13 protein-coding genes are annotated in these 14,215 nt (G+C 59.4%); 2 read left to right on the plus strand and 11 right to left on the minus strand.

Annotated features, from left to right (window positions below; all coding sequences use genetic code 11):
• Window positions 1-6 precede the first annotated feature (6 nt).
• Window positions 7-813, minus strand: coding sequence for an MBL fold metallo-hydrolase (locus AC13RE_RS14720; protein WP_488563463.1), 807 nt, complete (start codon window positions 811-813; stop codon window positions 7-9).
• 380 nt (window positions 814-1,193) lie between these two features.
• Between AC13RE_RS14720 and AC13RE_RS14725 the strand changes: the two genes are divergently transcribed.
• Window positions 1,194-2,879, plus strand: coding sequence for a Na/Pi cotransporter family protein (locus AC13RE_RS14725; RefSeq protein ID WP_488563464.1), 1,686 nt, complete (start codon window positions 1,194-1,196; stop codon window positions 2,877-2,879).
• 58 nt (window positions 2,880-2,937) lie between these two features.
• Here AC13RE_RS14725 and AC13RE_RS14730 read toward each other — a convergent pair whose 3' ends face one another.
• The 5 genes from AC13RE_RS14730 to AC13RE_RS14750 form a co-directional block, all read right to left on the minus strand.
• Window positions 2,938-3,855, minus strand: coding sequence for a homocysteine S-methyltransferase family protein (locus AC13RE_RS14730; RefSeq protein WP_488563465.1), 918 nt, complete (start codon window positions 3,853-3,855; stop codon window positions 2,938-2,940).
• A gap of 63 nt (window positions 3,856-3,918) precedes the next feature.
• Window positions 3,919-4,608, minus strand: coding sequence for an ABC transporter permease (locus AC13RE_RS14735; RefSeq protein ID WP_488482335.1), 690 nt, complete (start codon window positions 4,606-4,608; stop codon window positions 3,919-3,921).
• Window positions 4,609-4,619: 11 nt separating this feature from the next.
• Window positions 4,620-5,345: an ABC transporter permease subunit gene (locus AC13RE_RS14740; RefSeq protein ID WP_132721358.1), complete on the minus strand. Its 726-nt coding sequence runs from the start codon at window positions 5,343-5,345 to the stop codon at window positions 4,620-4,622.
• A 12-nt stretch (window positions 5,346-5,357) separates the two neighbouring features.
• Complete coding sequence (locus tag AC13RE_RS14745) at window positions 5,358-6,131, minus strand: transporter substrate-binding domain-containing protein (protein ID WP_488563466.1); 774 nt, start codon at window positions 6,129-6,131, stop codon at window positions 5,358-5,360.
• A 44-nt stretch (window positions 6,132-6,175) separates the two neighbouring features.
• Window positions 6,176-6,955 (minus strand): ABC transporter ATP-binding protein, encoded by a 780-nt coding sequence (locus tag AC13RE_RS14750; RefSeq protein WP_488563467.1) that lies wholly within the window; start codon window positions 6,953-6,955, stop codon window positions 6,176-6,178.
• A gap of 172 nt (window positions 6,956-7,127) precedes the next feature.
• On the opposite strand from AC13RE_RS14750, the gene AC13RE_RS14755 reads away from it, so the two are divergent.
• Complete coding sequence (locus tag AC13RE_RS14755) at window positions 7,128-7,610, plus strand: Lrp/AsnC family transcriptional regulator (RefSeq protein WP_488563468.1); 483 nt, start codon at window positions 7,128-7,130, stop codon at window positions 7,608-7,610.
• A 58-nt stretch (window positions 7,611-7,668) separates the two neighbouring features.
• Here AC13RE_RS14755 and AC13RE_RS14760 read toward each other — a convergent pair whose 3' ends face one another.
• From AC13RE_RS14760 to AC13RE_RS14780, 5 genes are all read right to left on the minus strand, one after another.
• Window positions 7,669-9,810 (minus strand): beta-galactosidase, encoded by a 2,142-nt coding sequence (locus tag AC13RE_RS14760; protein WP_488563469.1) that lies wholly within the window; start codon window positions 9,808-9,810, stop codon window positions 7,669-7,671.
• 17 nt (window positions 9,811-9,827) lie between these two features.
• Window positions 9,828-10,979 carry an ABC transporter ATP-binding protein gene (locus tag AC13RE_RS14765; RefSeq protein WP_488563470.1) on the minus strand — a complete coding sequence of 384 codons (1,152 nt, stop codon included), beginning with the start codon at window positions 10,977-10,979 and terminating at the stop codon, window positions 9,828-9,830.
• A gap of 39 nt (window positions 10,980-11,018) precedes the next feature.
• The gene (locus AC13RE_RS14770) at window positions 11,019-11,870 is read right to left on the minus strand and encodes a carbohydrate ABC transporter permease (RefSeq protein ID WP_112337112.1); all 852 of its coding nucleotides are present in this window, start codon (window positions 11,868-11,870) and stop codon (window positions 11,019-11,021) included.
• On the minus strand, window positions 11,870-12,745 hold the full coding sequence (locus tag AC13RE_RS14775) for a carbohydrate ABC transporter permease (RefSeq protein WP_132721344.1): 876 nt from the start codon (window positions 12,743-12,745) through the stop codon (window positions 11,870-11,872). The genes AC13RE_RS14770 and AC13RE_RS14775 overlap by 1 nt, the downstream gene beginning before the upstream one ends.
• Before the next feature lie 116 nt (window positions 12,746-12,861).
• Window positions 12,862-14,139, minus strand: coding sequence for an ABC transporter substrate-binding protein (locus AC13RE_RS14780; RefSeq protein ID WP_488563471.1), 1,278 nt, complete (start codon window positions 14,137-14,139; stop codon window positions 12,862-12,864).
• Window positions 14,140-14,215: the final 76 nt, after the last annotated feature.

The raw sequence follows: 14,215 nt of genomic DNA on the forward strand, positions 1-14,215 counted from the left end.
AGATTCTCAGCTTGCGATCGCCTTCAGGTACCTTTCCGCCGAACGCTCCACCACCTGGTTGCCGTCGCTCTCGACTGTTCGGCCGGGAAATGCGCCGTAGATCGTCTCGAAACGATAGGGCCGAACCGCTTCCAATATCCTCGTTACCGCCTTGGCGTCGAGCGGAACGAGGTTCGGGTAGCTGCGCATGAAGCTCACGAATTTACGGTCCATGGTCACCTGCATCGTGTCGCCGACGAAGAGGGCGCCGCGCCCGTCTTCGAGCCAGGGGCAATGGAGCACGCAACTGCCGTCGAAATGGCCGCCGCATCGGATCATGGTCGCCGAACCGATCGAAAGCGTCGCGCCTCTCCATGGGTGCAAGGCGGCATCCGGCCTTTGTACCCATTCGCTATCGTCGGCATGGATATGGATCGGCGCGCCGCCGCAAGCGGCACTCCACTCGACCATCGACGTATAGAAATGCGGATGGGAGATCGCGATTGCGCTCAGGCCGCCCATGGCGGCAATCCGCGTCTTGCTGGCCTCGTCGATGAGGCTGAGGCAATCCCAAAGAATGTTGCCGTCCGGCCCTTCGATCAAAAATGCACGCTGGCCGATGCCGAAATAGGGCGAAATCTGCAGGCTATGAATACTTTCCGCTTCCTTGTTCCAGATCACGCTATGTGTCTGGTCGAGGCTCGGCACATCAGTCCATTCCTGGCCCGATTGAGGTACGAATTGACGCTCATCCTCGCAGATCGGGCAGGCTCGCGGCAGTGCGTTGCTCTCGCCGAACTGCGTACCGCATGTGATGCAGACAAAATGCGCCATCTCGAATTCCTCGCCAAGCTATCGCCGCAGCCGGCGGACGGGATCCGGCGCAGGCTGAGATGGCTGTATGTTACATTGCTCAGATATACCCTGGATTAAAGGGAAAAGGCGAGGTTGTGTTGTCGTGGATAGAAACCGTCGTTTTTGGACCGACCTTTTCCGGTGGGGCGCTTATTCGTCATAGTGAGGCAATCGTATCTATGTCAGTGTATCTCGCTGATTTTAAATGTAAAAATATTACAAATAACAGTTTTATGACAATCCGCCCTTGCAAAAGGTGCAAAGACAAAGAACATAGTCGGCTAATGAAAGTTTACCATCTGCGATCTTGATTCCCTGCGTTTGTCTCGGGAGAGGTGGCAGGCTTATGGAGGACCATTATGGCGCTTATCCTCGGCCTCGTTGCTCTGGCCGGCCACATCGCCCTTCTGCTCTGGGGCACGCGCATGGTTCAGACCGGCATTCAGCGCGCCTTCGGCCCCGATCTACGGTCTTTTCTGGGCCGTGCGCTTAGCAATCGCACCAAGGCGTTTTTTGCCGGGATCGGCGTCACTGCCATCCTGCAGAGCAGCACGGCAACCGGCCTGATGGCTTCCGGCTTCGCGGCCGGCGGCCTGGTGGATCTCGTGCCGGCGCTTGCCGTCATGCTGGGAGCCAATGTCGGCACGACCCTGATCGTCCAGGTGTTGTCTTTCAATGTCGCAGCGGCTTCGCCGGCGCTGATCCTGATCGGCGTGCTGATGTTCCGCCGAACCGGGAACTCACGTGTGCACGATCTTGGCCGGGTCATGATCGGGCTTGGCTTCATGCTTCTGGCGCTGCATCAGCTTCTCGACCTGATGACGCAGTATGAGGGGTCGACGGCGCTGGCTTATGTCCTCGATGCGATTGCCGCGACGCCGGTGCTGAGCATGCTCCTTGCCGCTATTCTGACATGGGCCGCCCATTCCAGCGTGGCCGTCGTGCTGCTCATCATGTCTCTCGCGAGCAAGGGCCTTGTCAATGTCGACCAGGCTTTTGCGCTCGTTCTCGGCGCCAATCTCGGAACCGCGATCAATCCACTCATCGAAGGGCAATCGGGGACCGATCTATCGGTGAAACGCCTGCCCATCGGCAATATGATGACACGCATTGTCGGCGTGATCGCGCTGATCGGCTTTCTCGAACCGGTCACGCGCTTGTCGGCGCTGGTGGATAGCGATAGCGCCCGCGCCGTCGCCAATTTTCATACTGCCTTCAATGTCGTTTTGGCCATGGTGTTCATGCCGCTATTGCGACCCTATGCCGATCTCCTGACCAAATTGCTGCCGCGGAAGATTGACGAGACCGATCCGACGCGTCCCCGGTATCTCGATCCAGCTGCCAAGGAGACACCCGTCGTCGCGCTTGGTGCGGCAGCACGAGAGGCATTGAGATTGGTCGATGTCCTCTCCGAAATGCTCGCCGGCGCCAAGGCTGCCCTATCGGATACAGATCGAAAGGCGCTGACGCGATTGCGGTCGCTGGACAATATCCTCGACAGTCTGAATGCTGCCGTAAAGACCTATCTCACCTCGATCGATCCCGATGAACTCGGCGAGGCCGACAGACGACGCCTGAACGAGATCCTGCTGTTCTCGATGAATATGGAACACGCCGGCGACGTTCTCGATCAGAACCTCTTGCCGCATCTGGCCAAACGTCTGCGCCGGGGTCTGAACTTCTCGAAGGAGGGCCAGCTTGAATTGGCGCGGCTGTTCGATCGATTGCAGACGAACCTGCGCACGACGGCGGCCTTGCTCATGACCCAGAACGAGAGCACCGCTCGCATGCTGGCGGAGGAGAAGGTTATCTTTCGCAAGGCGGAGCGTGAAGGTACGGAGGCTCACTTCCAACGCCTGCGGCAAGGCGGGATCGAGACCGTCGAGACCAGTTCTCTTCACCTTGATTTGCTGCGCGATCTCAAACAGATCAATTCCCATCTGGTCGCCGCTGCCGCCTATCCCGTTCTGGAGGAGCGCGGCGAACTCCTGCAAAGCCGGACTCCAAGTCCGGCTCCGCAGACCGTAGCAGCGGCGCATGACTAAAAGACCTATCTCGGTCCTATGGCCAGCGATCGCCTTGCGGATCAATGTTCGGCTTTTGCTATACGCCCTGAGTAAGGAGGGCCTTCTTCAGCCGATGAATATGCCCGGCGCCAATCCCGCAGCAACCGCCTACCATCGTTGCGCCGGCATCGACCCATGAACAGGCGAAGCGCGAATAGGCGTCGTCATTCAGATCTTGCCGGGTTGCGTGAAGGCCTTCATTGGCGGCCAACTCGCCTTGTTCGCCTTCGAAGGCATTGGCATAGACGCCGATGTGCAGATTGTGGCCGCTCTGCTTGAAAACTTCCGCTGCGACCTCGACGGCCTCTCGCATGACCTCCGGTTTGCTGCAGTTGAAAAGAAGCGCGTCGGCACCGGATGCTGCTGCCCAGCGAGCCGCATCCTCGACGGCTTCGCCGGAGCGGAGCTTGGGCGAGGCTCCATTTCTTTGCGCGGCATCATCGGCCAGTGTGAAGGAGATCCAATACGGCTTGCCGGTTTTGGCGACCGCGGCCCGAACCGCCTCTCCCTCCGCGATCAGGCTGAGGGTTTCCCCGAGCCAGACATCGACATAGGGATCGAGGTTTTCGACCAGAACCCTGAGATAGTCCTGAACGCGTGACGGATCGAAATTCTGCGGCTCGTAAGAGCCGAAGATGGGCGGCAGCGAGCCAGCGACCAGGATTTTTCGATCCTTGCAGGCATTGGCGGCGTCGCGAGCCAGCTGTCCGGAAAGCGCGATGAGATCGGCGCCTTCCTTCCAGAACCGCTCTTCGCCAATGTGGAAGGGGACGAGCGCGTAGCTGTTGGTGGTCACAACGTCCGAGCCGGCGGCGATGAATTCGTCATGCACCTGCCGGACAATCTCCGGCGAATCGACGAGCGCGAGCGCCGACCATTCCGGCTGCTTCAGTTCCGCGCCGAGACGCAGTAGTTCGCGGCTCATGCCGCCGTCGAGGATCAAGGGTTTGCTCATGAATGGGATCTCCAGAATGGCTCGGATCTGCGGAGAGGTTTGATCTCTCCTTCGTGCCGTGGGTTAGCGCCGCACCGGCACCTGTGCTTCCAGGAAACGGAAGCTTCGCGCGATGATGGCTGTGATGATGAGATAGAAGACGGTGACGACAACAAGCGGTTCGTAGACCAGCAGGGTGTCCTGGCGAACTTTGGTGGCAACAGCGTAAAGGTCCATCACGGTGACGGTGAAGGCGAGCGGAGTGGCCTTTAGCTGCATGACGATTTCGCCGCCGATCGTCGGCAATGCGATGCGGATGGCGCGTGGTAGCCAGATGCGCCGGGTCAGCGTTAGGGGCCGCATGCCGAATGCGCGGCCGGCTTCCAATTCGCCTTTCGGAACGGCAAGCAACGCGCCGCGCAAAACCTCTGCCTCGTAGGCCGCATAGTTCAGCGTGAAGCTGACGGCCGCGAAGAAGAAGCCTTCGCGCAGGATGGGCCAGAACAGGCTTTGACGAATACCCGGGATGACAGGCAGAAGCGAGCCGACACCATAGTAAAGCAGCCAGAGTTGTATCAGCAGTGGCGTGCCGCGGAAGAAGGTGCAGTAGCCCCGGGCAAGGGCGCGCAGGATGGGGCCGCCGCTGACCTGGGCGAATGCAAGGCCGATGGCGATGATGAAGCCGAAGACGACGGAAATCGCAAGCAGCGACAGCGTCTGCACGGCTCCCGTCAACAGAAGCGGCCAATAGGCGGATATCCATGAGAAGGTCATGCCAACACTCCTCAGGCCAGCTTCGGTTGGCCGCGCCGCACACGCCGCTCCAACAGGTTGAACAGGGCGTTGGAAACGAGTGTGAGGGCGAGATAGATGAGGGCGGAGGCCAGGAAAAAGATGAAATAGTGCTTGGTGCTCGCACCGGCCAGACGCGTGGCGAGAGCCAGTTCCTGGTAGCCGACCACCGCGACGAGTGCGCTATCCTTGGTAACCGACATCCAGAGATTGGCAAGACCAGGCAACGCGTTCGGTAGCAAGGCGGGCAGGATGATGCGGCGGAAGCGCAGCTGCGGTCCCATGCCGAATGCCTTCGCCGCCTCGATCTGTCCGACGGGGATCGCCAGGATGGCGCCGCGCAGCACTTCCGTCATATAGGCGCCCTGCACGAAACCGAGCACGGCGACCGCGACTGCGAAGCCGTTCAGCTCGAAGGCCGGCAGATTGAGCGCGGCGAGGAGCCGATTGAGGCCATCCATGCCCGCGTAATATAGCCCGACGATCAGGATCAGCTCGGGAACGGCGCGAACGGTGGTCGTGTAGAGTTCGAGCGGTAGCCGGAGCGGCCTGATGCCTGAGAGCTTGCCCAATGCTCCGCCCGTGCCGAGCAAGAGGCCTATCAGAAAAGCGCCGGCGGAGATGGCGACCGTGGAGGCAGCCCCGGTCAAGAGCACTCCACCCCATCCCGGAGGATAGGGGGAGAGCAGGTCCAGAATGCCTTGTTGGGAGGTCGCCATCGTCGCGATCGTTTACTTGGCGCCGTAGATATCGAAGCCGAAATACTTCTTGGTGATTTCGTCGTATTTGCCGCTTGCGCGCACCGCGGCGATTGCCGCATTGAGCTTTGCCTTCAGCTCGGTGTCTTCCTTGCGAAGGCCGCCGGAAACGCCGGCTCCGAGGACCTCCTTGTCGTCGGCGACGTCACCCATCTTGGTGCAGCAATCCTTGCCGCTATCGCTCTTCAGGAAGGCGTCAAGCGCAAGGGAATCGCCGAAGACATAGTCGATGCGGCCTGCAGCGAGATCCTGAAACGCCTCGTCGAGCGTCTGGTAGGTCTTCTCATCCGCGACCTTGGCGAAGTACTTCTTGTAATATTCCGACTGGATGGTCGATACCTGGATGCCGATGGTCTTGCCCTTGACGTCATCTGCCGTCGCCCCCGTCTTCTGATCCTTCGGGCCGATCAGCGTGCTGGGCGTATTATAGTATTTGTCGGTGAAGTCGATGATCTTCGAGCGTTCGGCGGTATTCGACATCGACGACCAGATCACGTCGAACTTCTTGCTTTGAAGCGCAGGGATGAGGCCGTCCCAGGAAAGCTCGACGATCGAGCATTTCTCTTTCATCTGCTCGCAAACGGCGTCCATCATGTCGATTTCCCAGCCCTGCCATTTGCCGGCGGCATCTTTGGCGAAGAATGGCGGGTAGGATTCGTTCATGATGCCGAAACGAACCTCGGCCTGCGCCGTCATCGAGGAAAGCGCGAAGGCCAGTCCGGCGAATAATGTGGAAACCAGTCTCATATAAAAGATTCTCCTAATGGTGTTGTCTGCGAATTGGATGTGGATCAGGTCGTCAGCATGCCGGTAAATTCCCGGCAGCGGGTGCTGATCGGGGCGTCGAAGATCTGCCGGGGCGGCCCTTCCTCCTCGATCCGTCCCTGATGCAGGAAGAGAACGTGGTTCGAGACGTCTCGGGCAAAGCGCATCTCATGGGTGACCAGCAGCATGGTTCGTCCCTCCTCGGCGAGATCGCGGATGACCTTGAGGACTTCGCCGACCAGTTCGGGATCGAGCGCCGATGTCGGCTCGTCGAAGAGCATCACAGCCGGATCGATGCAAAGCGCGCGGGCAATCGCGGCTCTTTGCTGCTGTCCCCCGGAGAGAAAGGCGGGATAGGCATCGCGCTTGTCGTAAAGCCCGACTTTATTGAGAAGAGCCTCTGCCTTCTCAATCGCCTCGCGGCGAGGAACGCTAAGGACATGCACCGGCGCCTCGATGATATTTTCGAGGACGGTCATGTGAGCCCAGAGATTGAAGCTCTGGAATACCATGCCCAATCCGCTGCGCATGCGTTCGATCTGACGCCAGCTTTTCGGCTGCATCTGTCCATGGCGCCCCTGCTTCAGGGCGACTTCCTCGCCGTTGACGACGATGCGCCCGCGATCGGGCATCTCAAGCAGGTTTATGCACCGCAGGAACGTGCTTTTCCCCGAGCCGGACGAGCCGATGATGGAAATCACGTCCCCTTGATTGGCGGTGGTTGAAACGCCCTTGAGAACCTGATGTGACCCAAAGCTCTTGTGGAGATCTTCCACACAAAGAGCCTGGGAGGGCAGCTCTGTCATATATAATTCCGATGAAAAACAATTTGCGGAGAATATCGCGAAGAGGAGCGGAATTTGCGCGCAATTTCTGATCAATTTGCATAAAAAAAGCAAAAATGTATTTCTTGTGCATCTTTTATGATGGAATAGAGATGTCGTCGCCTGATTTCATCGCGCCTAAAGGAGTGGGGAAATGGAAAGTCCGGATCGTTTTGATCGCGATATTCTCGATATCGTCCAGCGCAATTGCCAGCTCACGGCCGAAGCGATCGCCGAGGAGGTCGGGCTTTCGACGTCAGCGGTGCAACGGCGCCTGAAACGGCTGCGCGAAGATGGTATCATCAAGGCGGAAATTGCTGTTGTCGATCGCAAGGCGACCGGGACGCCGATGGTGTTCATCGTCGGCATGGAGATCGAGCGGGACAATTACGATGCGCTTGCGAAATTCCGCCTTTGGGCGGAAAAGCAGGACCATATCCAGCAAGTCTATTATGTCACGGGCGCTGTCGATCTCATCGCGATCGTCACTGCGCGGGATGTCGAGCATTATGACGATATCGCCGCCGTAATCATGGCGGAAAATCCGCAGATCCGGCGAATGCATACGAATGTGGTGCTGCGCGACGTCAAGCTTGGATTGTTCGTGCCGATGGCAAACGGTGACGAAGCAGGCTGATCGAGGCGGAGCCGTAGCGCCGAGGCTTCACCCTCGGCGCCGGGCTTTAAGGATCGCGTCAGGCGGATTGCTCGATCACAAGCACGCCGTAGCCTTGAAGCTCGCTCCGTCCCGATATCGTCTCGCCGGTCAGCAGATCGACCCCCGCAGGCAGATCGACGATTTTCGTTTCATGCTCGGTATTGAGCACGAACAGCAGCTTCCTGCCGTTGCCCTCGCGCAGCGACACTTCGACCCCGGCAGGCATGTTCTCTACCAGCGGTGCGGCAACGCCGTTGCTGACGAGAATTTCCCCGAGGACCTCTGCGAGCGGCGTGGTGAGGTAGGTGCCGAGATAATAGACATGCCCGTTGCCATGCCGGCGGCGCGTCAGCATCGGCGTGCCTTCCAGGAAGCGGTCGGACCAGCGGCCGACAATTTCGGTATCTGCGGTCGTTTCCAGCTTCTCGTAAAGGTGCCCGGCCTCAAGCTGACGATTGCCGATCGTATAGGCATATTTGCGTGAGGCCGAGGATGCCGGCGGACGCGGGGACGGCTGATGGCTGCCGATACCGCCCTCGCGGAAACCGCTGAACAACCCATCCGCCCCCGGAGCGGAGACTGGTCCGAATTCGTAGACACTGACGCCGGAAAGCCTGGAAAGTGCGGTGCCCGGCGCCTGGGTGCGGATGATGTGGTTGTTGTCATCGCGGGTGCCCGTCATCGCCGATAGGATAAGCGTGCCGCCGTCAGCGACAAACCTCTCCACCGCCGCCGACCACTCATCCTTCCACATGACCCAATGGGGAACGTAGAGTGCCTTGATGCGCGAGAGATCATCTTCCGGATGGATGAAGCCGCAGGCAATACCTGCCTGATAGCATGCGCGGTGCAGATGGGCTGCATCCTGCATCGGGCTTGGCAGGCCGATCGCATAGGTCTTGTAGGCCTCCTGATTGTCGAAATCCGCGCCGGCGATCGCAATATCCATACGGACCGTGGTGCCGAGCAGCTTGTCCTCGATCTTGCGGATGTCGGATGCGAACTGCTTGGCTTCCGCGTAGCGACGGCGCGGAACGTCATCGTGGTCGATAATGCCGTTCCAGTAGATCTCCGCGCCGAAATGCGCCGGCCGCCAGCGGAAGAACATCAGGCCGTCGGCGCCGCGCGACACCGAAGTCATCGCCATGCGGCGCATCTCGCCGGGCTCCGGCACGGAGGAGGAGAAGCCCGGCTGGCTGCCAAGGCCGGACGCCTGTTCCGGAACGATGAAATTGCCGGAATAGGCGCGGCATTGGTCTAGATGGAAGGCCTGCGTGATCGCATGCCCGCCGCCACGACGCATCTCGTCATAGAGGAACGGATAGATGTCGAAGCCGATGAAATCGAGATCCTGGCCGAACTGGCCGCGGAAATCGATGTCCACAAGGCCGCCGAGATTATGGAAGATGAACCATGCGGGATTGGTCGCCCGCAGGATGTCCACCTGATCGTGCTGGAAGAGGGCCGTCGCGAAGGCGAGGAAGCGATGATAGTCCTGCACGTGACCGGGGCTGGAGAAGGACGGGTTCATCGGCTGCGGGAAGACGATCTGGTCGAAGGTCTGATAGGCCGTCGCCCAGAAATCGCCGCCCCAGGCAAAGTTCAGGGCTTCGATCGTGCCATACTTCGCGCGGCAGAACTTCTGGAACTCGATGAGCGCCGATGGCGAATAGCTTTCGGAGGTCGTCGTATTCAGCTCGTTATCCGTCTGCCAGCCGATGACATCCGGATTGTCGCGATAATGCTCGGCCATCGCGCGGGTAATCCGTTGGCTGTGCCGGCGCAGCACCGGGCTCGTCGTATCGCAATGCTGGCGCGATCCATGGCTTGCCTCTCTGCCGTTGGCATCGACGCGCAGGACTTCCGGATATTTTGCCGTCAGCCAGCGCGGCGGTGTTGCCGTCGGGGTGCAGAGAATGGTCTTGATGCCGTGCTTGGCCAGACCGGCGATCGCCTTGTCGAAGAGCGAGAAATCGAAGTGATCCTCATGCGGCTCCATGATATGCCAGGCGAATTCCGCCATGCGAACGGTATTGAAACCGGCAGCCGCCATACGTTCGGCATCGCGGTCCCAATAGCTCTCGTCGACATGTTCGGGATAATGCGGCACACCGACCATGAAGCCGTCGAGATTGAGCGTCCGCCAGACAGAGAGCGGCTTTCTTTCCAAAACTTTCATGAGGTCACAAGCTTTCTTTACAGAGAGGCAATGATGGGTTTCGGCCGGGTGAGGGTTCTTCCATCGGGACCGAAGAGGTAGAGGGAGGATGTCGAGGCGGACAATTTGATCTGCTCGCCGGCCGAAAACCCGGTCGCGTTGCCGAGCTGAACGGTGAAATTGCGCGTGCCGCTTTCCGAGCCGATCGTGGCAAGCGGACCCGCATCGACGTAGAGGATGGTCTCGCGACCGAGCTGTTCGACCAGCCGGACCTTGCCGTCCAAGGAGATGGCGACATCCTCGGTGGAGGGGCCAATCTTCAGCGATTCCGGCCGGATGCCCAGGGTGAGGTGGGACTCAGCCTTAAGATCGCCGACATCGCCCACCGGAACGCGGACCGTCGTGCCGCCGCCTTCGAGCGCGACTTCAGCGATGCCGTCGCGAAGCGAAACGAGCTTTGCGTTGACGAAGTTGATCCGCGGCGCGCCGAGGAAGCCGGCGACGAATTGGTTTGCCGGATTGTGATAGAGACTAAGCGGCGCGCCTTCCTGTTCGATGATACCCTTGTTGAATACGATGATGCGGCTCGCCATGGTCATCGCCTCGACCTGATCGTGCGTCACATAGATCATCGTTGAGCCGAGCTGCTGGTGCAGCGTCGAAAGCTCGACGCGCATTTGCGTGCGCAGCGCGGCGTCGAGATTGGAGAGCGGTTCGTCGAAGAGGAAGACTTCCGGCGCGCGGGTGATGGCGCGGCCGATGGCGACGCGCTGGCGCTGGCCGCCCGAAAGCTGCTTCGGACGCTTGTCGAGTTGGTCCGATATTCTGAGGATATCAGCGGCCCGCTTGACGGCAGCGTCGATTTCGACCTGCGGCCGCTTCGCCATCTTCAGGCCGAAGCCCATGTTCTCGGCAACCGTCATATGCGGATAAAGCGCGTAGGACTGGAAGACCATGGCAATGCCGCGATCGCCTGGCTCCTCGCGCGTGACGTTGCGGCCGTTGATCCAGATCTCGCCCGAACTGATACTTTCAAGCCCGGCAATCGTCTTCAGCGTGGTGGATTTGCCGCAGCCTGATGGGCCGACCATGACGATGAACTCGCCCTTGTCGACGGAAAGATTGACCGAACGCAGGGCATGATAGCCGCCATAATGTTTGTCGATATCGATCAGCTGTACATGGCTCATGAGTGATACTCCAAATCTGTTCGCGCGGTGCGGGGCATGTCAGCCCTTGACGGCGCCCATGGTCAGGCCCGCGATGAAATGCTTTTGCATCAGGAAGAACATCAGGACCGGTGGAACGGCGACGAACAGAGTTGCCGCTGCCACGATATTCCAGGCGGACGTCCATTCGCCCCTGAGGTTGTTGAGGCCCGCTGTCACTGGTTTGACGACATCGCTTTGCGTCAGCACGATCGCCCAGAAATAGTCGTTCCAGACGAAGGTGAAGATCAGGATCGCAAGCGCGGCAAGGGCAGGCCGCATCAGCGGTATGACGACATGGCGCATCGTCTGCCAGGGGGAGGCGCCTTCTGCGCGCGCTGCCTGGAACAATTCGTCCGGCAGGGCCGCGATGAAATTGCGCATGAACAGGGTCGCAAAACCGGTCTGGAAGGCGACATGGAAGATGATCAGCGCGAAATAGGTGTCGTATAGGCCGACCGAAACCATGAGATCGCGCACCGGGATCATCATGATCTGCGCAGGCAGGAAGTTGCCGCCGACGAAGAGCGAGAAGAGCAGGGCGTTGCCGCGAAAATTATAGCGCGCGAGCACATAGCCGGTCAGCGTCGAGAATACGAGGACGAGCAGCACCGAGGGCAGGGTGATGATGAGGCTGTTGATGAAATAGCCCCACATGTTGGTCTGCTGGAAAACCGCCTGGAAATTCTCGACGAGATTGAAATGCTCGGGCCATGTCCAGTATTTGCCGGCCATGATCTCATCGGCCGTCTTGGCCGCCGTCAGCATGACGGCAACGAGCGGCAGCAGCCAAAGTATAAGGATCAGGCCGACGAAGCCGGCATAAAGGCCGCGAAGCGCGGGCTTTTCTTCAGGGATTGGGCGAGGATACATCAGCGTGTCTCCCGTTCCATGCGCACCATGACGCGCAGATACCAGGTGATGAAAACGATCATGATTGCAAAGAGGACAGTGGCGATGGCAGCGCCATAGCCGAAGCGATAGGAAAAGATCGACTGCTCGTACATCTGATAGGCCAGCACTTCCGATGAGCCGAAGGGGCCGCCCGATGTCATCACCGCGATCATGTCGAAGGATCGCAATGCGCCGACGACCGTTACGGCAAGGGCAATGAAACCCACCTGGCGCAATTGCGGCAGCACGACGTGCCAGAGCATGTTCCAGCCGCGGGCGCCGTCGACGCGTCCGGCCCCGATGATATCGGAGCTCAAATTGTTAAGGCCCGCAAGAAAGAGCACCATGCAAAAGGCGATCTGCGGCCAGAGCGCGGCGGCGACCACAGCGAAGGTGACGAAATGTTCGTCGGCAAGCAGGGCGGGCGCCGTTGCGCCGAAAAGACCGAAGATGAGGGCAAGAAGCCCGTAATTCGGATCATAGACCCAGCCGAAGACGACGCCGACCGTGACTGTGGCGAGCACCAGCGGAATGAAGAAAAGCGACTTCAGGATCCGCATGCCGGCGATCTGCTGGTTGACGAGCAGCGCCAGCGCCAATCCGAGCGGCGGTGCCGCCATGAACATGACGAGCCAGATGATGTTGTTCTTCAGCGAGACGTAGAATTGCTGATCAGCAAAGAGTTCGGAATAGTTTGCCAATCCCACCCAGCTCTTCTGCCCGACGCCATCCCAATCGAAGAACGAAATCCAGACTGATTCCACCGACGAAGCGATGATGATCGTTCCGAACAGGATGCATCCCGGCACAATGAAGAGGACGGGCGTTAGCCAGTTCCTGTGTTTTTTCCACATGGCTCAGACTTCTTGGTTCGATAATTCAAGGCGCTTCGGAAGGTGCGGGCTTTTCAAGGCGGCGCGACGGGGCGGCGCATAAAGCCGACACCCCGCCAAGCCTTGGTCCGGGAGGACTATTTGAAAATGCGCGCGCGCGTTTTTTCGAGCCTTGCCAGAATCTGGTCGCGCCGGCCGGGCTTGACCATGAATTCCTGGAAGCCCTTTACGCCGTCCTGCGCCATGTCCGGATCGGTGTCGCGGTCGTAATATTGCGACGTTCCCTTCACGCTCTTGAGCGATTCCACGGCGAGGTTGACCAAGGGGTCCTTGCTCGGTGGGCAATCGTTGCGTGGCGGAATAGTGCCTTCGGCTTCGAGGAATGCGCCGAGATTGTCAGGCTGATAGAAGTAGGCGAGAAAATCGCGCGCACCTTGGCGGTTCTTCGCTTTGGCCGGAATATGCACGGAGTTGACCGAGAAATCCTCATAACGTTCGACGCCGGGGACGATTTCCGGGAAGGGAGCGAAAGCGATCTGGCCTTCGTCGCTTGCCGGGAAGGCGGATTTGATGAAGCCTCCGAGGTCCATCATCGCGGCCTTCTTCTGTGCGAGAGCCGCGCCCGCCTGTTCCCAGCCGAATGACGGGGCGCTTGCGGAGAAGAAGTTGGCCTTGATGAGCTCTTCCCACTTGTCGAAGACCGGCTTCAGCATCGGGTCGGTATAGGGGATCTTGCCCTCCATCAGGGCGAGGTGCTTGTCCAGACCGTTGATGCGCAGGTTCATGTGGTCGAACCAGCCTCCGGTCGGCCAGAGTTCCTTCGTACCTATGCTGATCGGTGTCATGCCGGCGGACTTCGCCGCTTCGCCGAATTTCAGGAAATCGTTCCAGTTCTTCGGCGCTGCCCAGCCCTTCTCAGCAAAGACGTCCTTGCGATAGAAAAGACCCCAGAGAATGCCGCCAAGCGGCAGACCGTACTGCTTGCCGTTGACGGTAACTGCCGTCATCGTGGCACCGAGCTTGTCGCTGTAGCCCTCCTTGGCAAAGAGGTCGGAAATGTCGTCGAACAGTCCGCGATCGACGAAAGCCTTCATGCGATTGCCGGAAAACCAGAAGCAGACATCGGGAGCGCCGACGACGAGATAGCTACGGATGGCCGTCTTGTGGGCCTCGTGATCCATATTGTTGATGGTGACTTTCGTCCCGGTCTTCTTGGTAAAATCAGCCGCGATGCGGTCAAGGACGGCTCGCTGTCCGGCATTGCCGATATCCGAAATGATTGTCACTTCGCCGCCATTGGCAATTGCCGGGCGATAAAGCGCCGTGGTCGCCAAGGCCACCCCGGTGCCGATCATGAACTGGCGCCGAGACGCCTTGATTGCATTGACGAGTGAAAGTTCGTTCTTCGATGCCATCTATTTCCTCCCTAGGCACATCAAATCCAGGCCCGCCCACAGATATGGGCAGCCGCTAACCTTCAGAAATTACGCA

The sequence above is a fragment of the Martinezella sp. CNPSo 3959 genome (assembly GCF_057784355.1).